This window comes from Solwaraspora sp. WMMA2065, assembly GCF_030345075.1.
GTDB lineage: Bacteria > Actinomycetota > Actinomycetes > Mycobacteriales > Micromonosporaceae > Micromonospora_E.
Map to the genome: position 1 here is coordinate 783814 of NZ_CP128361.1, position 20857 is coordinate 804670.

12 protein-coding genes are annotated in these 20857 nt (G+C 71.3%); 11 read left to right on the top strand and 1 reads right to left on the bottom strand.

Features of this window, described 5'->3' with window-relative positions; genetic code table 11:
* The first annotated feature begins 4 nt into the window (after window positions 1-4).
* The 10 genes from O7610_RS03610 to O7610_RS03655 are packed head-to-tail and all read left to right on the top strand — an operon-like array spanning window position 5 to window position 12988.
* Entirely contained in the window at window positions 5-2212 is a 2208-nt protein-coding gene (locus O7610_RS03610; protein ID WP_289212624.1) for an ABC transporter ATP-binding protein, read from the top strand.
* 9 nt (window positions 2213-2221) lie between these two features.
* Window positions 2222-4291, top strand: a complete 2070-nt coding sequence (locus O7610_RS03615; RefSeq protein WP_289212625.1) for a hydantoinase/oxoprolinase family protein — start codon at window positions 2222-2224, stop codon at window positions 4289-4291.
* Window positions 4288-5982: a hydantoinase B/oxoprolinase family protein gene (locus O7610_RS03620; protein WP_289212626.1), complete on the top strand. Its 1695-nt coding sequence runs from the start codon at window positions 4288-4290 to the stop codon at window positions 5980-5982. Before O7610_RS03615 ends, O7610_RS03620 begins: the two co-directional genes overlap by 4 nt.
* Entirely contained in the window at window positions 5975-7720 is a 1746-nt protein-coding gene (locus O7610_RS03625) for a hydantoinase B/oxoprolinase family protein (RefSeq protein WP_289212627.1), read from the top strand. Before O7610_RS03620 ends, O7610_RS03625 begins: the two co-directional genes overlap by 8 nt.
* 12 nt (window positions 7721-7732) lie before the next feature.
* Window positions 7733-9001 (top strand): amidohydrolase family protein, encoded by a 1269-nt coding sequence (locus O7610_RS03630; RefSeq protein ID WP_289212628.1) that lies wholly within the window; start codon window positions 7733-7735, stop codon window positions 8999-9001.
* A 17-nt stretch (window positions 9002-9018) separates the two neighbouring features.
* Window positions 9019-9462 carry a YybH family protein gene (locus tag O7610_RS03635; RefSeq protein WP_289212629.1) on the top strand — a complete coding sequence of 148 codons (444 nt, stop codon included), beginning with the start codon at window positions 9019-9021 and terminating at the stop codon, window positions 9460-9462.
* Window positions 9459-10460, top strand: a complete 1002-nt coding sequence (locus O7610_RS03640) for an NADPH:quinone oxidoreductase family protein (protein WP_289212630.1) — start codon at window positions 9459-9461, stop codon at window positions 10458-10460. The genes O7610_RS03635 and O7610_RS03640 overlap by 4 nt, the downstream gene beginning before the upstream one ends.
* On the top strand, window positions 10457-10816 hold the full coding sequence (locus O7610_RS03645; RefSeq protein WP_281554344.1) for a TIGR04076 family protein: 360 nt from the start codon (window positions 10457-10459) through the stop codon (window positions 10814-10816). Before O7610_RS03640 ends, O7610_RS03645 begins: the two co-directional genes overlap by 4 nt.
* Window positions 10817-10832: 16 nt before the next feature.
* A complete protein-coding gene (locus tag O7610_RS03650) occupies window positions 10833-11843 on the top strand; it encodes an LLM class flavin-dependent oxidoreductase (RefSeq protein ID WP_289212631.1) in 1011 nt (336 codons plus the stop codon).
* Window positions 11840-12988, top strand: a complete 1149-nt coding sequence (locus tag O7610_RS03655; protein WP_289212632.1) for an alpha/beta hydrolase — start codon at window positions 11840-11842, stop codon at window positions 12986-12988. The genes O7610_RS03650 and O7610_RS03655 overlap by 4 nt, the downstream gene beginning before the upstream one ends.
* A gap of 77 nt (window positions 12989-13065) precedes the next feature.
* Here the strand turns inward: O7610_RS03655 and O7610_RS03660 are convergent, their stop codons facing one another.
* On the bottom strand, window positions 13066-13683 hold the full coding sequence (locus O7610_RS03660) for a helix-turn-helix domain-containing protein (RefSeq protein ID WP_233605752.1): 618 nt from the start codon (window positions 13681-13683) through the stop codon (window positions 13066-13068).
* A 418-nt stretch (window positions 13684-14101) separates the two neighbouring features.
* On the opposite strand from O7610_RS03660, the gene O7610_RS03665 reads away from it, so the two are divergent.
* Window positions 14102-20509 carry an NIDO-like domain-containing protein gene (locus O7610_RS03665; RefSeq protein ID WP_289212633.1) on the top strand — a complete coding sequence of 2136 codons (6408 nt, stop codon included), beginning with the start codon at window positions 14102-14104 and terminating at the stop codon, window positions 20507-20509.
* The last annotated feature ends 348 nt before the right edge of the window (window positions 20510-20857 follow it).

Here is a 20857-nt window from a genome sequence, read left to right on the forward strand (position 1 = left end):
CGCGATGGACCCGACGACGACGATCACCCGCGACCTGCTCGCCATCGAGAACCTGTCGGTGCTGATCCGCCGGCCCGGTCGGCAGGTCGCCGCGCTCAGCGGGGTCAGCCTGCACGTCGACCGGGGTGAGGTGGTCGGCCTGGTCGGCGAGAGCGGCGGCGGCAAGTCCATGGTGGCCCGCTCGATCGTCGGCCTGCTGCCCGGCGGCGCGCAGGCCACCGGCCGGGTCCGCTTCCACGGCGGCGACGTCACCGGCGACCTCACCAGTGACCTCACCAGTGACGCCACCGGTGACGCCACCGGTGACCCCGCTGGCGGGCCGAGTGACGGTGCCGGCAACACCGGCGGACCGGTCGACGTACTGCGGCTCGACCCGGAGCAGCTGCGCCGCCACCGTGGCCACGGCGCGGCGATCTGCTTCCAGAACCCGCGCGGCGCGCTCAGCCCCACCCGTACCGTCGGTCGGCAGTTGACCGACCGGCTCACCACCCATCAGGGGATGACCGGGCAGCAGGCCCGTCAGGTGGCCAGGGAACTGTTCGCGGCGGTCGGTATCCGCAGCCCGCAGCGGCGGCTCGACGCGTACCCGCACGAACTGTCCGGCGGGATGGCGCAGCGGGTGATGATCTCGCTGGCCACCGGCTGCGCGCCCGGCCTGCTGATCGCCGACGAACCCACCACCGGCCTGGACGTCACCCTGGCCCGGGAGATCCTCCGCCAGTTCCGCCAGGCCGCCGACGCCGACCGGCGTGGGGTGCTGCTCATCTCGCACGACCTGGCCTCGATCGCCGAGGTCTGCGACCGGGTGGTGGTGCTCTACGCCGGCACCGTCGTGGAGAGCGGGCCGGCGGCGCAGGTGCTGCGGGCCCCGGCCCACCCGTACACCCGGGCGTTGCTCGCCTCGGTGCCCGACGTGGACGGCCGCCCGGTGCGGGCCACCGCCGGCGGGATGCCGCTGCTGACCGCCCCGCCCGACGACTGCCCGTTCGTCTCCCGGTGCGCGCACGCCACTGACCGCTGCGCCGCGCAGCGTCCGCCGACCGGCGCCGTGCCGGCCGCCACGTCGGTCACGGCCGCGTCGGACCGCGCTGCCGGCGGGACGGCCGGCTGGACGCTGGCTTGCTTCCACCCGCAGACCGGGCCGTTGGTCACCGACCCGGCCGTCGTCGACACGTCGGTGGGCACCGCGTCGCCTGGCACCGCACCGCGGGTCGACGCCGAGCGGGCCGGCGCAGCCGAGCGGACCGTGCTGCGTATCGACGACGCGCACGTGGTCTACCGCAGCCGGTTCGGCCGCGGCGGGCACCACGCGCTGCGCGGCGTCGACCTGACCGTGGCCGCCGGCGAAACCCTCGGCGTCGTCGGAGAGAGCGGCTGCGGTAAATCGACCCTGGCCAAGCTGATCCTCGGGCTGGTCGAGCCGGCAACCGGCACCGTCGAGATCGGCGGCGCCCGGATGGCCGAGCTGCGCGGCCGGGCGCTGCGCACCCTGCGGACCCGCGCCCAGATGGTGTTCCAGGATCCGTTCGGCGCGCTCAGCCCACGCCGCACCGTCGCGGACGCCATCGCCGAACCGCTGCGCGCCCTCGGCGTACCGGCGCCGCAGCGGGCCGAACGGGTCGGTGCCGCACTGGACCGGATGGAGCTGGACCGGTCGATCCTCGCCCGCCGCCCGCATGAACTCTCCGGCGGGCAGGCACAGCGGGTCGGCATCGCCCGCGCCCTGGTCGGCGACCCCGACCTGATCGTCTTCGACGAGCCGACGTCGGCGCTGGACGTCACCGTGCAGGCGCAGATCCTCGAAGTGATCCGCGACGTCGCCGCCGACCGGGACCGGGGCAGCGTGTTCATCTCCCACGACCTGGCCACGGTACGCGGCTTCGCCGACCGGGTGATCGTGCTCTACCTGGGCCGGATCGTCGAGGAGGGGCCGGTCGACGAGGTCTTCACCAGCCCGGCGCACCCGTACACCCGGGCGTTGCTGTCCAGCGCGCCGAGCCTCGGCGCCGGGTTCGGCGGCGGCCGCGTCGACCTGCTCAAGGACCTCGACGAGACCGACGCCGCCGCCGGCTGCCCGCTCGCCGCCCGCTGCCCGTTCGTCACCGGCCGGTGCCGTACCGAGGAACAGCAACTGCAGCCGTACGGGCGCAGCCGGGCAGCCTGCTGGCGGGCCCCGGAGATCCCCGACCTGCTGACCGAATCCGAAAGGTGACCTGAGACGATGCCCGCACCGCACATCCGGCTCGCCGTCGACATCGGCGGCACCTTCGTCGACGCGATGGAGCTGGACACCCGCACCAACCAGGTCCGGTTCCGCAAGGCGTCGACCACGCCGGCCCGCCCCTGGGAAGGGGTGCTGGACGCGGTGACCGCGCTCGGCACCGACCTGTCCGAGGTGGAGCTGTTCATCCACGGCACCACGCTCGGGCTCAACGCGGTGCTGGAGCGCCGGGGCGGGGCCACCGGCATCATCACCAACGAGGGCTTCCGGGACGTCTTCCTGCTCGGCCGGGGCAACGTGCCCGCCGACCACATGTACGACTTCCAGTACGAACGGCCGGAGAGCCTGGTCAAACGGCGGTACACCGCCGGGGTGACCGGCCGGCTCGACTACCGGGGTCGGGTGGTGACCGAACTCGACCCGGACAGTGTCCGGGCCGCCGCCCGCACCCTGGTCGAGGAGCACGGCGTCGGGTCGATCGCGGTCTGCTTCCTGCACTCGTTTGTCGACCCGAGCCACGAACGCGCCGCCGCCGCACTCATCCGCGAGGCGTACCCGCAGGTCAGCGTCTCGGTGTCGACGGACATCGTGCGCGAGCACCGCGAGTACGAGCGGACCAGCACCACCGTGCTGGAGGCGTACATCCGGCCGATCTTCGAACGCTACGTCGACGAGCTGGAGTCCGGGCTGGCCGCCCGGGGCTTCGCCGGCCGGTTCCTGATCATGCGGTCCGGCGGCGGGTCGATGACCTCGACGACGGCCAAGACGTCGCCGACGCACACCGTGCTGTCCGGCCCGGCCGGCGGCATCGTCGGCGCCGCCTACCTGGCCGGGGCGCTGGGCCGGGACAACCTGCTCACCTTCGACATCGGCGGGACGTCGCTGGACGCCTGCGTGATCGAGGCGGGCAGCCCGGTCGCCGCGTACGAGGCGCAGCTGGAGCACTTCCCGCTGCTGATCCCGACGTACGACATCCGCACCATCGGTGCCGGCGGTGGCTCCATCGCCTGGCTGGACCGGGGCCTGCTGAAGGTGGGCCCGCAGAGTGCCGGTGCCGACCCGGGGCCGGTCTGCTACGGCCGGGGCGGGCAGCGGCCGACCGTCACCGACGCCTCGGTGGTGCTCGGCTACGTCGACCCGGACCGGTTCCTGGCCGGCACGATGGGGTTGCAGGCCAAGGCGGCGCAGGCGGCGCTCGACGAGCAGATCGCCACCCCGCTGGGGCTGAGCCCGACCGCCGCTGCGGCCGGCGTCTACGACGTGCTGCTGGCCCGCACCGTCGGCGCGGTCCGGCAGATCACCGTGGAACGCGGCCACGACCCCCGGGTCTTCTCGCTGCTCGCCTTCGGCGGTGCCGGCCCGTTGCTGGCCCCGCTGCTGGCCCGCGAGATGGGCATCCGGGAGGTGGTGGTGCCGTTCGCCCCGTCCGGCTTCTCCGCCTGGGGGATGCTGTCGGCCGACATCGTCGACGACTTCTCCCGGACGGTGCTGGCCACCCTGGACGCCGACGCGCCGGAGGGCAGCGTCGACCTGGCCGCGCTGGAGGCGATGTTCGTCGAGGTCGAGGCCGAGGCGGTCGGCTCCCTGGTGGAGCAGGGCGTCGACGCCGGCTCGGCGGTGCTGGAACGCCAGTTGGAGCTGCGCTACCTCGGTCAGGAACACACCCTGATCGTCACCGTCGGCGCCGAGCTGGACCGCGACGCGATCCGGGATGCGTTCGAGCAGCTGCATCGCACCCGGTACGGCCACGCGATGAGCAACCGGCTGCAGATCCTCAACCTGCGGGTGCGCGGTATCGGCCGGACCACCCGCCCGGAGCTGGTCCGCCCGCCGGCCGGCGACGGCGACCCGACGCGGGCGCTGCTCGGCCGCCGCGACGCCTTCGACTTCGGCACCCGCGAGGTGGCGTCGTTCGCCGTCTACGACCGGGCGAAGCTGGCGCCGGGGGACCGGTTCGCCGGGCCGGCCCTGGTCGACGAGGGCACCTCCACCACGGTGGTGCCCAGCGGGCAGCGCGTCGAGGTCGACCCGCACGGCTACCTGCTGGTGACCCTGGAGGAGGCGAAGTGAGCACGCTGGACGGAGCCACCGCCGAGGTGGTGCGCAGCTACCTGATCTCCGCCGCCGAGGAGATGCGGGCCACGTTGATCCGCACCTCGTTCAACCCGGTGATCTACGAGGTGCACGACTTCGGCATGTCGATGTACGACGGCGACCTGCGGCTGATCGCCGAGGCGACCGGGTTGACGTTTTTCCTCGGCGCCAACGACTTCTCCCTCGCCAAGGGGGTCGAGTACGTCGGCCGGGAGAACCTGCACCGTGGCGACATCGTGCTGCTGAACTACCCGTACTGGAACGCGGCGCATGCCTCGGACGCCACCCTGTTCGCCCCGGTGTTCATGCCGGACCCGGCCGACGCCGATCCGGACGCCGACGGCGACCTGGTCGGGTTCCTGTGCGTGCGGGCGCACTGGATGGACCTGGGTGCCAAGGACCCGGGTTATGTGCTCGACTCCACCGACATACACCAGGAAGGGCTGATCTTCCCCGGCACGAAGGTGGTGTCCCGGGGCGAGCCGGTGCACGAGATCCACGAGCTGATCCGCTTCAACTCGCGGATGCCGGCCGAGGTGCTCGGCGACCTGCACGCGCAGATCGCCGCGCTGCGCACCGGCGAGCGGCGGTTGCTGGAGATCCTGGCGAAGTTCGGCCGGCCCACGGTGGCCGCCGCCGTCGATGCGATCATCGCCGACGGCGAGGCCCGCAGCCGGGCCGCCCTGGCCGCCCTGCCGCAGGGCTCGTGGACCGCCACCGACTGGGTCGACGACGACGGCATCACCGAGGAACCGGTGAAGATGCAGGTCACCGTCACCATCGCCGACGGCACCTTCACCGTCGACTTCGCCGGCTCGTCACCGGCGGTGCCCGGCCCGATCAACATGCCGTACGGGGCCACCGAGGCGATCTGCAAGGTCATCCTGAAGTCGTTGACCTCACCGGACCAGCCGTCGAACGCCGGCACCATCGCGCCGCTGCGGGTCAGGGCCGAGCCGGGCAGCCTGTTCCACGCCGTCTACCCGCAGCCGACGTTCACCCTGTGGACCGGCATCGTCGCCGTCGAGCTGATCCTCAAGGCACTCGCCCAGGGCATGCCGGACCGGTTGCCGGCCTCGTCCGGCGGGGACGTGCCCGGGTTCATGATGGTCGGTATCCACCCGGACACCGGCCAGCTCTTCGCGGTCAGCAACAACGACCCGGTCGGCTGGGGCGGCACCCGGGAGCACGACGGGATGAACGCCGCCACCCACGTCTCCGGCAGCACCGGGCGGATGACCCCGATCGAGGTCCTCGAGGCCCGGACCGGGATGTTCTTCGAACGGTTCGAGATGCGCACCGACTCCGGCGGCGCCGGCCGGCACCGGGGCGGCGTGGGGCTGCGGCGCGACATCCGGTTCGTCACCCCGGGTGAGTTCCTGTCGGTGATCAAGAAGACGAAGTCGGCGCCGTGGGCGCTCGACGGTGGCGCGCGGCCCGACCCGAACCAGGTGATCGTGCACCCGGGCACCGACCGGGAACGGCGGGTCAGCACGAAACGGACACCGGTGGTGCCCGGTGACCGGGTCACCCTGCTCACCGCCGGTGGCGGCGGGCACGGCGACCCGCGCGACCGTGACCCGGACGCGGTCCGCGAAGACGTCGCCGAAGGCTACGTGTCGCCGGCCGCCGCCCGCGAGGTGTACGGGGTCGAGGTCGATGACTGATACTTCCAGGGTGGACGGTGCGGCGACCGAGGTGGTGCGGAGCTACCTGGTGGCCGCCGCCGAGGAGATGCGCTCCGCGCTGGTACGCACCGCGTTCAACCCGGTCATCTACGAGGTGTACGACTTCGGCATCTCCATCTACGACGCCGGGCTGCGGCTGGTCGCCGAGTCGACCGGGCTGAGTCGGTTCCTCGGCGCCAACGACTACTCGATCCGCAAGGGCGTCGAGTACGTCGGCCGGGAGAACCTGCACCCCGGCGACGTCGTGCTGCTCAACTACCCGTACTGGAACGCGGCGCACGCCTACGACGCCACCCTGTTCGCCCCGGTCTTCCTGCCGGAGCCGGCCGGTGCCGGCGGTGGCGGGCCGGCCGGGGACGGCCCGCTGATCGGGTTCCTGTGCGTGCGGGCGCACTGGATGGACCTCGGTGCCAAGGACCCGGGCTACGTGCTCGACTCCACCGACATGCATCAGGAAGGCGTCATCTTCCCCGGCACCAAGGTGTTCCGCCGGGGCGAGCCGGTGCCCGAGATCATCGAGCTGATCCGCTTCAACTCGCGGATGCCCGAACTGGTCATCGGCGACCTGCACGCCCAGGTCGCGGCGCTGCGCACCGGTGAGCGCCGGCTGATCGAGCTGGTCGAACGGTTCGGCCCGGCCACCGTCACCACGGTCGTCGACACCGCGATCGCCGCCGCCGAAGCGTCCACCGCCGACGCGCTCGCCGCGTTGCCGCAGGGTTCCTGGACCGCCGTGGACTGGCTCGACGACGACGGCATCACCGACGAGCCGATCAAGATGCAGGTCACCGTCACCATCGCCGACGGCACCTGCACCGTCGATTTCACCGGGTCGTCACCGGCCGTCGCCGGACCGGTGAACCTGCCGTACGGGTCGACCATCGCCACCGCCCGGGTCGCGTTCAAGGCGCTCACCACACCGACCGAGCAGACCAACGCCGGGCACTTCACCGCGCTGCGGGTGGTCGCCGAACCGGGCAGCCTGTTCCACGCCGTCTACCCGGCCGCCACGTTCACCCAGTGGACCGGCACGGTGGCGATGGAGCTGATCTACCGGGCGCTGGCCCAGGGCATGCCGGACCGGCTGGCCGCGTCGTCCGGTGGCGACGTGCCCGGGTTCATGATGGTCGGCACCCACCCGGACACCGGGCAGCTGTACGCGGTCAGCAACAACGACCCGGTCGGCTGGGGTGCCTCGCCCGACCACGACGGCATCGGCCCGGCCAACCACCTGTGCCAGACCCAGGCCCGCAACACCCCGGTCGAGGTGCTCGAAGCCCGGACCGGGATGTTCTTCGAACGGCTGGAGATCCGCACCGACTCCGGCGGCGCCGGCCGGCACCGGGGCGGACCCGGGCTGCGCCGCGACATCCGGTTCACCACCGCCGGCGAGTTCCTGTCCGTGGTGAAGAAGACCAGGTCGGCGCCGTGGGCGCTGGACGGTGGTGGGCAGCCGGACCCGATCCAGGTGGTCGTCCACCCCGGCAGCGACCGGGAACGACGGGTCAGCACGAAACGCACGCCGGTCGCCCCCGGTGACCGGGTCACCCTGCTCACCGCCGGTGGCGGCGGGCACGGCGACCCGCGCGACCGCGACCCCGAGGCGGTTCGCGCCGACGTCGCCGAAGGCTACGTGTCACCGGCGGCCGCCCGCGACGTCTACGGCGTCCCCGCACCCGCACCCCGCAGAAAGGCCCGCGATGACCAACCCCGCTGACCGGACGCCGACATGAGCGCCGCCACCCACCCCGGACCGGTCGACACCGTCCTGACCAACTGCACCGTCGTGGACGCCCGCGTCCTCGACGGCGTCGGTCCGGTCACCGACGCCGCCGTCTGGGTGCGCGGCGACCGGATCGCCGCCGTCGGACGGGCCGCCGAGGTGACCGCCACCGCCCGCGCCGAGGCCGACGTCACCGAGATCGACCTCGGCGGCGCGTATCTGACACCCGGGCTGACCAACATGCACACCCACCTGTCGCTGTCCCTGCCCGGTGCCGGCGGGCAGAGCGTCAAGGACCTGACCCCGCACGAACTGGCCCTCTACATGGCCGACGGGGCCCGGCGCACCCTGCTCTGCGGGGTGACCACGGTGCGCTGCGTGGCAGAAAAGGACCACGCCGACTTCGCGCTGCGCCGGGCGATCACCTCCGGCCGGGTCACCGGGCCACGGATCTTCACCGCCGGCCGGGCGCTGGTCTGCACCGGCGGACACGGCCACGAGAGCACCGACACCCTGGAATGCGACGGGGCCGACGGGTTCCGGCGCGGCGTACGCAGCCAGATCAGGGCCGGTGCCGACCTGATCAAGGTGATGATCTCCGGCGGGATCGCCGGCGAACACGAGTCGATCCACACCCGGCAGCTGTTCCCCGACGAGATGGCCGCCGTCATCGACACCGCGCACGCCTGGGGGCGCAAGGTCACCGCGCACGCCGGCCCGGCACCGGTCATCGGCGAGGCCGTCGAGCTGGGGCTGGACTGCGTCGAACACGGCTACCAGCTCACCGAGGAGGTGGCGGCGCGGATGGCGCAGCGGGGAACCGCGCTGGTGCCGACCCTGCTGGTCACCCGGTGCAAGGAGTTCTTCGACGAACTCGGCGTACCGCAGTGGATGCAGTGCCGTTCGCTCGGTGCCGGACCCCGGCACTTGGAGAGCTACGCGATGGCCCTGGCCGCCGGGGTGGAGGTGCTGCTCGGCAGCGACATGCCGCCGTTCTGGCAATTCGAGGGCACCAACGCCTCGGTGCGGGAGCTGGAGTACCTGTCGGAGAGCGGCATCGGCCCGGCTCGCGCCCTGTACGCGGGCACCCTCGGCCCGGTCCGCTGGCTCGGCGCCGAGGCCGACCTCGGCACCGTCGAGACCGGCAAGTACGCCGACCTGGTGGCGCTGGACGCCGACCCGACCGCCGACACGTCGGCGTTCCGGGGGGTGCGCTGGGTGATGTCCGGCGGCCGGGTGGTCCGCGACGACCGCGCCGGCTGGACCGCCTGGTGAACGACGTGAGGAGCAGAATGTCCGAGCAGGAGACCGCCGAGATCGCGGCGGCGATCGGCGACATGTACGACGCGTTCCTCGCCGGCGACCGGGTCCGCTTCGACCGGCACCTGCACGCCGACGTGACCACCTGGGAGACCCACCTGCCCGGCCCGCTGCGCACCCGCGACCAGCTGGACGCCTACCGGGAGCGACGCGACGCAGCCGGGGCCCGGCCGGTGCTGGACCGGCTGGCCCCCGAGGACCTGCGGATCGACGTGTGGGGCGACGCCGCGGTGGCCCGCTACGTGCTGGTCGCGGTGCCGGCCGGCGGCGGGCCGGCCGAACACAGCCGGGTCACCGACGTCCTGCGCCGCACCGGCGACGGCTGGCGGATCGTGCACCACCACTCCGAACTGGTCCGCCACCCGGCGGGACCGGCCCGCGAACCCGCCCTCGAACCGGCCGGCGGCCCGGCATGAGACGGCTGATCGCCACCGGGTACGGCGAACCCGACCAGGTGCTCACCGTCGCCGACCTGCCCGACGACCCACCACCCGGCCCCGGCCAGGTCCGGATCGCCGTCGCCATGGTCGGGCTGAACTTCCTCGACGTGATGCTCTGCCGGGGCGAGTACCCGGTCCGCCCGGCGCCGCCGTTCACCCCCGGCGTGGAACTGGCCGGCCGGGTCGTGGCCACCGGCGCCGGCGTCGAAGCGCTCGCCGACACCGACGTGGTGGCCTGCCCGGCGCTGCCGCACGGCGCGCTCGGCGAGACCGTCACCATCGACGCGGCGCTCGCCGTACCGCGTCCGGCGGGCATCGACCCGGTCGTCGCCGCCGCCGTCCCGGTCACCTACCAGACCGCCTGGTTCGCGCTGGACCGCGCCGCGGTCCGGCCCGGTGAGACGGTGCTGGTGCACGCTGGGGCCGGCGGCGTCGGCATCGCCGCCACGCAGCTGGCCGCCGCCCGGGGTGCCCGGGTGATCTGCACCGCCGGCGGGCCGGCGAAGACCGCGCTGTGCCGCGACAACGGCGCCGACGTCGCCGTCGACTACCTGGCCGGCGACTTCGTCGAGGCGGTCCGCGACGCCACCGGCGGCGCCGGCGCGGACGTGATCGTCGACCCGGTCGGCGGGGACGTGTTCACCCGGTCACTGGACTGCCTGGCGTTCGAGGGCCGGCTCGTCGCGGTCGGCGCGGCCGGCGGCAACCCGCCACCGGTGGACCCGATGCGGCTGATCGCCGGCAACCACACCCTGGTCGGGCTCTCCTGGGGCTCGACGTACCCGTGGACCCGGCCGGACGCGGTCGCCCAGGCGTACCAGCGGATCTTCGAACTGATCGCGGCCGGCACGGTCCGGCCCCCGGTGAACCGGGTCGTCGACCTGGCCGGCACCCCGGCCGCGCTCGCCGACCTGGCCGACCGGCGCACCACCGGAAAGATCATCGTCCGGATCGACCCGAGGGAGCAACCATGAGTGATCAGACTGCCGGCACCGACGGCGGCGACATCACCGCCGGCGGTGACATGGAGGTCTACGACCTGCGGGTCAGCGTGGACCGGATCACCGGCCGGTCGGTCTGCGGGATGGCCGTCGGCGACCACTTCGACCTGACCGACAGCGCCCACCTGAAGATCCCGGAAGGGAAACACTTCTGCGTGTACGCGCTCGCGTCGGTGCTGCCGTTCCTGGCCGCCAAGCAGCGCGACATGCCGCCGGGGGACTGGCTGGAACGCGACACCCTGTTCGCCTGCCCGGACCCGGAGGAGGGCCTGGTCATGCGGGTCGAACGGACCTGCAAGCGGCGAATGAACTCGGCCGACCTGACCTGAATCATCGGAGGTTCGCGTGGCTGTGGAAATCGGACTCGGCCTGCAGAGCGACAAACGCGCCGGCGACTACGCCCGGCTGGCCCGCGCCGCCGAGGCGTACGGCTTCGACGTGCTGAGCGTCTTCGGTGACCTGATGTACCAGCCGCCGATCTTCCCGCTGCTGGAGATGGCCGCCGCCACCGGACGGGTCCGGCTCGGCACCGCCTGCCTCAACCCGTACTCGATGGCGCCGTACGAGATCGCCGGCCAGCTCGCCGCCCTCGACCTGGCCTCGCACGGGCGGGCCTACCTGGGGCTGGCCCGCGGCACCTGGCTGGGCGCGGTCGGCATCGAGCAGCCGCGTCCGTTGACCGTGCTCGCCGAGGCCGCCGAGGTGATCCGTCGGTTGCTGCGCGGCGACACCGCCGGTTTCGACGGCAGGGTGTTCCGGCTGGCCCCGGAGACCGCCCTGCGGTACGCCGTACAGCGTCCGGACCCGCCGCTGCTGCTCGGCGCCTGGGGGCCACGCGGTGCCGCGCTCGCCGGCCGGATCGCCGACGAGATCAAAGTCGGCGGCAGCGCCAACCCGGACATGGTCCCGGTGATCCGCGACCGGCTGCGTCCCGGCGCCGACGCCGCCGGCCGGTCCGTCGACGACGTCGGCATCGTGTTCGGCGCGGTGACCGTGGTGGACACCGACGGCGCGGCGGCGCGGGCGAAGGCCCGCACCGAGGTGGCGATGTACCTGGCGGTGGTCGCCGACCTGGACCCGACCGTCACCGTGCCGGACGACCTGCTGGCGCAGGTCAAGTCGCTGGTGGCAGCCGGCCGCGACGTCGACGCCGGCCGGCTGGTGCCCGACGACCTGCTGGACCGGTTCGCCTTCTCCGGCACCCCCGGGCAGGTCGCCGCCCAGGCGCAGGCGCTGATCGACGCCGGGGTGCGTCGGGTCGAGTTCGGCACCCCGCACGGGCTCACCGACGACCGTGGCGTCGAGCTGCTCGGCAACGCGGTGCTGCCGCTGCTACGTAGGGAGGCTTCCCGATGACAGTCGACGGTGTACTCGTCGTCGCCGGCCCAGTGCTGACCGTCGACCCGGAACTGCTGCGGGGCCTGGTCGTCGCCGAGGCGGCCGGCCTCGGCGTGGTCGGTGACTTCGTGGTCGCCGCCGACGCCGACGAGGTCCGCGGCCTGCTCGACGGGGTCGGCAGCGTCGGCGGGCGCGCGGTGGTGCTGCTGCCCGGCCCGGATCCGGCGGTACGGGCGCTGCTGACCGCCGACGGCCGCTGGGCGGGACGCACCGTCCACTACGACCCGCAGGTGACCGACCCGCAGCCGACCGGTCCTGGCTCGGTCCACCTGTCCGGCCGGGGCGTGTGGGGGCTGGCCTGGGCGATCCGGCACGCCGTGCACCGGCTGCGCCGCCCGGCGCGGCGGGTCGCGTACGGGCAGGACCCGGAGCAGTGGGGCGAGCTGCGGCTACCGGCCGATCCGTCTGATCTGTCCGCCGGGCCGTTGCCGGTGGCGGTGCTGCTGCACGGCGGCTTCTGGCGGTCGATCTGGGCGGCGGACCTGATGGACGCGCTCGCCGTCGACCTGGCCGACCGGGGTTACGCGGCGTGGAACCTGGAGTACCGCCGGCCGGACCGGCACGGCTGGCCGGCGACCACCGCCGACGTGGCGACCGGGCTGGCGGTGCTGGCCAACCTGCCGGAGCTGACCGGTGGCGCGGTGCCGGACGGTCTGCTGGACCTGGACCGGGTCGCGGTGTTCGGCCACTCGGCCGGCGGGCAGTTGGCGGTGCGGCTGGCCGCCGACGGCGGCCCGGTGCCGGTGGCGTTGGCGGTCTCCCTGGCCGGGGTGCTGGACCTGGCCGAAGGGGACCGGCGGCAGGTCGGCACCGGCGCGGTCGCCGCCGCGCTCGGCGGTGACCGCGACACCGTGCCGCAGGTGTACGCCGCCTCGGATCCGATGGCCCGGCTGCCGATCGGGGTGCCGCAGCTGATCGTCCAGGGTGCCGGCGACGACCTCGACCTGATCGACTTCAACCGCCGGTACGTGGCGGCGGCGCGGGCCGCCGGGGAGGACCCGGGCTGGCTGGAGCAGCCAGGTGACCACTTCTCGGTGATCGACCCGGCCGCCCCGATCTGGCAGGCGACGATGACGCAGGTGGAACGGGTCCTGGGCCGGTGACGGGCCGGATCCGGTCAGCCGTCCCGAAATTATTACGTGTCAGTGAACATGTTGCCCACTAGTGGGCAGTGCGGCGGTCAGAACAGCCGCGGGGTGACCACCGACACCACGGTGGTCACCTGGTCGGTGTCGTTGTACAGCCGGTGCGGGGTGCTGGACCGCAGATGCAGGCTGTCGCCCGGGTAGAGCCGGTGCTCCACCCCGTCGACCTCGTACAGCAGCTCGCCGCTGACCACGTAGGCGAACTCCTCGCCGAAGTGCCCGTACGCCTCCTCGCGGCGCCCGCCCGGCGCGATGTGCACCAGCATCGGCTCCAGCACCAGGTTGGGGCCACGGTCGGAGAGCATCCGGTAGGTCTGCTGACCGGAGACGTACTCGGTGGCACCGTTGTCGGCCCGGGTGAGGGTGAAGTGCACCGGCAGGCTGCCCTGCGGGTCCTCGGCGGTTTCGGTCGGCTCCGCGCTGAAGAACTCGGCGACCGGCCGGTCCAGCGCGGCGGCGACGCTGTTGAGCGCGGTCAGCCCGATCGACGAGACACCCCGCTCGACCTGGGACAGGAACCCGATCGACAGGTTGGCGCGGCTGGCCAGACCGCGCAGGGTTAGCCCCTGCTCCTTGCGGAACTGGCGCATCCGGGCGCCGACCAGATCCTGGCGTGCGTCGCCGTCGGCGACGACGCGATCAGACCTGCGCACCGGACCTCCCGTGACCCCCGCGCGGACCGCCCGCCGGGCCGCGCCGATTCTTGTTCGATGGTATCGAACTAGCCGCCCCGACCGGAACCCCGACCACCTGCTCGCGGCGTGACGCAGTGGTGCTGCGGAGGGTGGCCGTCTCCGTGCTTACGGTTCGTATGGCGGCGAGTGTCGGAAGGGTGTGTCGTGTCCGCTTTGTGGTCACAGCTTGTGACTGCCATTTACACCGATCGTTCGGATCGCCTACAGTTCGGACACTGACTGGCGTCGATCACGGGGGTGCCGGATGGCAGGCGTGCGCATCGGCGGATCGCGGCGATACTGGGCCGCGACAGTGGCCGCATCGGTAGCCCTGACCGGGCTGGCGGTGCCGGCACGCGCGGCCGCTGCTCCCACCAGCTCTCCGCCACAGGCCTGTGTGGATGAGCAGGCAGACGCCGCCTCGGCGACGCGAATGGTCGAGATCTGTGGCCGACGCGTCGAGCTTCTCTCCGAGCGTACGGAGTGGACACAGACCTTCGTCAACGTCGACGGTTCGCGGACCTTGGAGCAGACCATCGAGCCGGCCCGGGTCCGTAAGGGAAACGCGTGGGTGCCGGTCGACACCACCCTCAAGATGACGGCCAACGGCGTGGCGCCACGGGCAACGGTGCTGCCGATGGTCTTCTCCGGAGGCGGCGATGCCCCCCTTGCCCGGCTCCGGGACGGCGAGCGAGAGCTGGCGATGACCTGGCCATTCCGGCTGCCGAAACCCGAGCTGGAGGGCGCGACCGCAATCTACCGAGACGTACTACCTGACGTCGATCTACAGGTGACTGCGCAGCCCTTGGGCTTCTCCGAGGTGCTGGTCGTGCATTCCCGCGAAGCGGCGGCGAACCCGGACCTGGCGTCGCTGCGGTTCGGATTGGAGACCAAGGGTGTCACGGTGGGCGCGACCGCCTCGGGTGGGCTGGCCGCCCGTGACGACAAAGGCACCGTCGTGTTCGCCGCGCCTGCACCTCTGATGTGGGACTCCACTGAGTCCGCGGCGGCCGCAACCGACACGGCACCGGAGAGGGCCACCCGGGAGAAGGACACGCGCGAGTCCGCACCGCAGCGCAAACCGGACTTGGCAGAGCAGCAGCGGCAGCTGGATGAGTCGTCGACCGCCGAGGTCGCGCCCGACCAGCCCGCCATCTCCGAGGCGGCCCATCGGGCGGTGATGCCGGTCCGCGTCGACGAGGACTCGATGACCATCCTTCCGGACAAGGCGATGCTGGCTGATCCACGGACGAAGCTGCCGATCTACATCGACCCGTCCTGGACCGGCGGGATCGTCAGCAACGCGTGGACGACGGTGTGGAGCAAGTACAAGGCGAGCTCGTTCTGGCAGAACTCGTCGGCGTTGTACAACGGATCGACGTACGGGTCGGCCGGTGCGGGCCGTACCCAGGACTGCTCCGGCTGCAGCGACTACATCATCCGGTCGTTCTTCCGGATGAACACCTCCAAGGTGTCCGGGAAGCACATCGTCAAGGCCGAGTTCCGGATCGAGCAGCGGCACGCGTGGACGTGTAGTCCGAAGAGCAACGCGAAACTGTGGCTGACCGGGGCGATCTCCTCGAGCACGACGTGGAACAACCAGCCCACCTGGAACAGCAGCTACACGGCACAGACATCGGGAAACCGCAAGTACGGGGCGGCGCACGGCTGCCTGGGCACCGGCACCATCGAGTTCAACGTGACGTCGATGGTGGCGAAGGCCGCGTCCAGCAAATGGTCGAACCTGACCGTCGGTCTGCGGGCCGTCGACGAGGGCACCAAGAACCAGTGGAAGCGCTTCAACCACTCGTCGCCGAAGCTGGCCATCACCTACAACACCAGTCCGAACGCGCTGACGGACCGCAAGTCTGACGGCAAGGCCTGCGCCACTGGGACGGCGCGACCGTACGTGCTGACGACCACGCCGATCCTTGCCGCCAGGCACTCCGACCCGGACAGCGACCAGCAGTCGCTGACGACCGACTTCTACTGGTGGCCCGTCGGCGGCGCCCGTAGCGAGACGAACAAGGTCTCCCAATCGGCGGGGAACCCATCGACGGTCTCTCGGGCGGTCCCGTCGGGCAGGTTGACCGACGGTGTCAGCTATGTCTGGCAGGCCAGGACCTGGGACGGATCACGGCACGGCGCTTGGTCCGGCACCTGCGAGTTCACTGTCGACGCGACACCGCCACCGCCACCGGCGAACGTCGGCTCCACGAACTACCCCGACGACGGAGTGCCACGCGGCGGAGTCGGTCTCCCCGGCACGTTCTCCGTGGCCGCACCGACCGTCCGGCCCTACGAGGTCAAGGAGTACGCCTACAGCCTCGACTCGGGTGTGCTGACCGCCGCGAAGACGGTGCCGGCGCGGACGACGGACTACGGCGCGTCGATCACCCTGGCGCCGTTGCGCGACGGCGTGAACCTGCTATACGTGTGGTCGAAGGACCACGCTGGTCGGTTCTCTACCCCGGTCATCTACGACTTCAGCGTCCGGTCCGGCTCCGGTCCGGCTGCCGAGTGGACGTTCGAGGGAACCGGGACAACCGCCACTGACGTCTCCGGCCACGGCAACAACCTGACCATCGGCGCGTCGGCGACCCGGGTCGCCGGCCGGTCCGGCGTAGGCACGGCACTGTCGCTACCGGGCACCGCGGCGGCCACCCGGGCTGGCGGGCTCAGCACGCCGCACCCCGACACCGGTGTCTCGACACAGGTCCGCACCGACGTGAGCTTCACCATCGCCGCCTGGGTCAGGATCGACTCCACCACCGGAACTGGCCTGCAGACCGTAGTCAGCGCGAACGGCTCCCGGGTGTCTGCCTATCACCTCGGCTACGCCGGGGGCAACCAACGCTGGCGATTTACGATGGCCGGAGCCGATGTCGACAACCCCGCGCTGTACAGCGTGCTGTCCAACGCCGCACCTACCGCTGGCCGGTGGACCCACCTTGCCGGGGTGTACGACGTCTCGACAAAACAGATGACGCTCTACGTCAACGGTGTCCTCCAGACGGCAACTGCGACCCTCGTCGGGGGGTTCAACGCTACGACAGATGTCGCCGTTGGCAAACGCAAGTGGAACGGCAGCGACGACAGCTTCTTCACCGGTCTCGTCGACAACGTGCGCTTCTACAACTTCATGGAGACCCCGGCGAACCTCGCGGAGCTCGCAGTACCGCTGCCGCCCGTCGTCACCTTCCCCAACGGCAACGAGGTCAGCGCTGGCGGCCAGCTCACCGTCCAGTTCGATGCGGGTGGGGACGCGAATATCACCGCGTTCCGGTACAGCGTCGACGGCGACGGGCTGGACAGCACCGTGAACGCGACAACCGCAGGCGGCACTGCGACCGTGACCGTCAACGTTGGCAGCCAGATGGGTGAGCGAGTCATCTACGCGGTCGCGCTAGACCACGGCAACCGGATTAGCAACCCCAGTCAGGACACCTTTATCGTGGCGTCCGCCGCGAGTCTGTCCGGCACGGTGCGGAACGCGTCCGTCCTCCCGCAGGCCGGGGTGGTCATCGAGCTGCAACCTGGTGGTCACCAGGCTACCTCGGGGGCGGATGGAACCTACACGATCTCCGGGTTCGCGCCTGGCCTGTACACCGTAACCGCTACCTTCGGCGGCCGGTGCGGTGAGCTATTCAGCGAGCCGCTGGAGATCAACGGCCCAGGCACGATCTTCGACATCTTCCTCTGGACGTTCAGCGACGACCTGGGCCACACCTGCACCGAACAGGCCACTGCGTTCACTGGGGCGTCCAGCACGATGGCCTTGACCGGTGACGACGCCGTCGCTGCGGTTCCCTTGCCCTTCGCGTTCCCGTTCTACGGCGGTGCCTACCGAAGCGCATGGGTGGACACGAACGGCTTGCTCTCCTTCACCGACCCGGGCGGCTCCCACCCGTACACCGGTCAGCAGCCGGCGCCGGCGACACCAGCCGCAGCGGTGGCACCATTCTGGGACGACTTGGTCGTCGACGCCTCAGCGAGCGTGCGTACCGCGACCACCGGCAGCGGTACGGGCCAGCGGTTCATCGTCGAATGGCGCAATGTGCACCGTAAGGGCAACACCGCGCAGCGGCTGTCCTTCGAGGTGCTCCTCGCCCCCGATGGCACCGTCACCACCAACTACGACCAGCTCGACAACGCCGCCGAGCGGGGTGCGCACGCGGTCGTCGGGATCGAGGCATCCGACGGCCAGGACCGGCTGCGCTACTCAGCCGCCGAGCCGGTGCTGGCGAGTGCCAAGGCGATCACGTTCACCCGGCCGGACGCTGTCGGCGAGCTGGAGCTGCACACCCTGACTGGCACACTGACCAACGCCTCGGGCGCACCGGTGGTCGGTGCCACGGTGACCCTGGATCCGACCGGTTTGAGTACGACGACCGGCACCGGCGGCGCGTACAGCTTCACCGGACTCGTAGCGGACAGCTACACCGTGGCGGTGCGGATGCCGGGGCGGTGCGGTGCCGTGGCCAGCCAGCAGGTAGAGCTGTTCGCCGACCTGGTCCGTAATCTGCAGCTGGGTCCGGACTACGGCGGGATGGGATACGCGTGTAGCACTGGGAGCTCCGGTTTCGTCGCCGCATCGACGGTGCTCGGGTTGACCGGTGACGACGCGGCGACCATGGTCACCCTGCCGTTCCCGGTACGGTTTCACGGCGAGACGTACACTAGTGGGCGGGTGCACACGAATGGCCTGGTGAGCTTCGGCAGCGTGTCCGGTGAGCCGGACACCTGGGTAAACCCGACGATGCCAACCGCCGCCGCCCCGAATGCCGTCGTCGCGCCGTTCTGGGACGACCTGGAGGTCGATGCGTCAGCCAGCATCCGCACCCAGACCCTGGGCAGCTCACCGAACCGGTCGTACGTCATCGAGTGGCGCAACGTCGGGTTCCGGCCAACCAACGCGCAGCGAGTCACGTTCGAGGTGATCTTCCACGAGGATGGTCGGATCGCTTTCCACTACGCAGCGATGTCGACCCCGGTCCAGCAGGGTGCGGGTGCAACCGTCGGCCTGGAGAACGCATCCGGCACCGTGGCGGCGCTGTTCTCCTTCCACGAGGCTGCGCTGACTGCCAACAGCTCGATCACCTACACCCCGGCCCCCAATGGGACGGTCGAGGGCGTGTTGACCACGGCGGTTACCGGTGACCCGGTAGCCGGCGCGACGGTGACGTTGAACCCGGGTAACCGCAGCGCCACCACTACCGCCGACGGAAGCTACCAGTTCACCGCGGTCCCGGTGGGCGAGTACCGGGTCGCGGCGTCCACGGGTGACAACCGGTGTGCCGGCCAGTACGCCCGCGAGACGATCAACCATCCAGGCGGCACCTCCGACGTGGATCTGTCGGTGATGGTGGACGGCGATGAGTTCGGCTATAAGTGCACCACCGGTGCACAGACCTTCATCCCCGGTGACGTCGTCGAGGGATGGCAGGGCGACGAGACGGTATGGCAGAAGAACCCGCCATTCCCGGTCAAGCTTTACGGCGAGTCGTACACGTCGGCGTGGATCAGCGCCAATGGCCTGATCAGCTTCAAGGACCCAGCGTACATCGGCTGGATCGGCTCCTGGCCGGGCCCGATCCCGTCACCGGCGGCAGAGGGCTCACCGAACGCGGCGGTCTATGTGCTGTGGGACGACTGGGTGGTCGACTCCCAGGCCCGGATCGCGACCAGAATCAGCGGCACCGCCCCGAACCGGCAATGGGTCGTGGAGTGGCGCAACGTTCATATCTACGGTGACACCAACACCCGGGCCACCTTCGAGGCCATCTTCTCCGAGAACGGTCAGATCAGGCTCGCCTACGCCGACATCGACCCTGCGAAGTCGATCGAACGTGGCGGTGAGGGCACCGTCGGGATCGAGAACGGCGACGGATCCATCGGCTTCCAGTACCTGTTCCGTGAGCAGTGGCTAGCCTCCGGTCAGGGCGTGACGTTCACCCCTAACCCTCCCGGCCTGGGCAGCGTCACCGGCACCGTCACCTGTGCGGGAGCACCGGTAACCGGAGCGACCGTTGCGGTCGCCGACAAGACGACCACGACCGCCGCTAACGGCACCTACCAGGTCACTGCGGTTCCGGCCGGCACCTGGGCTGTGATTGTCACCGTGCCGAGCGGCACCTGCCGGGGCTCGGACGCGCGCCAGGTGACGGTCGGGACCAACACCCAGGTAACCGCCGCCTTCGGCCTAGCCGCTACCGCGACCGGCGGCGGCTACCAACTGACTGAACTACCCGTAACCTACACCGCCGCCAACGGCACCGTGCTGTCGCTGACTGGTGACGACGCCTACACCTCGGTCGCCCTTCCATTCCCAGCGACCCTCTACGGTCAGAGTTACTCCACCGGCTGGGTCGACACCAACGGCCTGATCAGCTTCGTCAACCCGGGGACGCCGTCACCGAACGCCTGGCCCATCCCGTCGCCCGCCGACGCCGAACAACCCAACGCCGCGCTGTACCCGTTCTGGCACGACTGGGTCGTCGACAGCAACGCCAGTGTCCGCACCGCTGTGCGTGGCACCGCACCGAACCGCCAGTTCGTCGTCGAGTGGCGCAACGTCCACTCGTACGAGGATCCCCGTACCCGGGTTACCTTCCAGGCCATCATCGACGAAGCCGGGGGCTACAGCTTCGCCTACATCGACAACGACGGCACCTTCCTCGAACGTGGTGGCGGTGCCACGATCGGCATCGAGAACGCCAGCGGAACCGCCGCGATCCAGTACACCTACCGGCAACCCGTGCTCCCGCCCGGACTCGGCCTGCGGTTCACCGCTCCCGCCCCCTGACCCGGCTGAACCGGACGTTCCAGCAAGGCATGCCCGGGCGGCGACGCATCGTCCGCCCGGGCATGCACCAACCACACCAGCCGACTTTCCGCAGCTGACGCCGGTCGCGGGTAGCCCCCTGCCGTCGCTCCGCTAGCCCTCTCGGAGGTATTACCGTGCGGTCGAGCCCTCCTATCCATCGGTTGTCAGGTCTGGGCCGACGCGGCCTTCGGTGGCTGCTGGTTGCGCCTCTCACCCTGACGATGATCGCGACTTTGCTCGTCGTCCCACCTTTGTCGGCGAGCGCGGCGGCGTGGTTCACGCCACCATCCGCCGCTGAGGTCAAGCCGGTACCTGTACGGCCAGTAC

Coding starts and splice junctions, on each gene's coding strand:
- O7610_RS03635 (WP_289212629.1), top strand. CDS start 9,019: ATGTCCGAGCAGGAGACCGCCGAGATCGCGGCGGCGATCGGCGACATG.
- O7610_RS03625 (WP_289212627.1), top strand. CDS start 5,975: ATGACTGATACTTCCAGGGTGGACGGTGCGGCGACCGAGGTGGTGCGG.
- O7610_RS03645 (WP_281554344.1), top strand. CDS start 10,457: ATGAGTGATCAGACTGCCGGCACCGACGGCGGCGACATCACCGCCGGC.
- O7610_RS03630 (WP_289212628.1), top strand. CDS start 7,733: ATGAGCGCCGCCACCCACCCCGGACCGGTCGACACCGTCCTGACCAAC.
- O7610_RS03640 (WP_289212630.1), top strand. CDS start 9,459: ATGAGACGGCTGATCGCCACCGGGTACGGCGAACCCGACCAGGTGCTC.
- O7610_RS03615 (WP_289212625.1), top strand. CDS start 2,222: ATGCCCGCACCGCACATCCGGCTCGCCGTCGACATCGGCGGCACCTTC.
- O7610_RS03655 (WP_289212632.1), top strand. CDS start 11,840: ATGACAGTCGACGGTGTACTCGTCGTCGCCGGCCCAGTGCTGACCGTC.
- O7610_RS03610 (WP_289212624.1), top strand. CDS start 5: ATGGACCCGACGACGACGATCACCCGCGACCTGCTCGCCATCGAGAAC.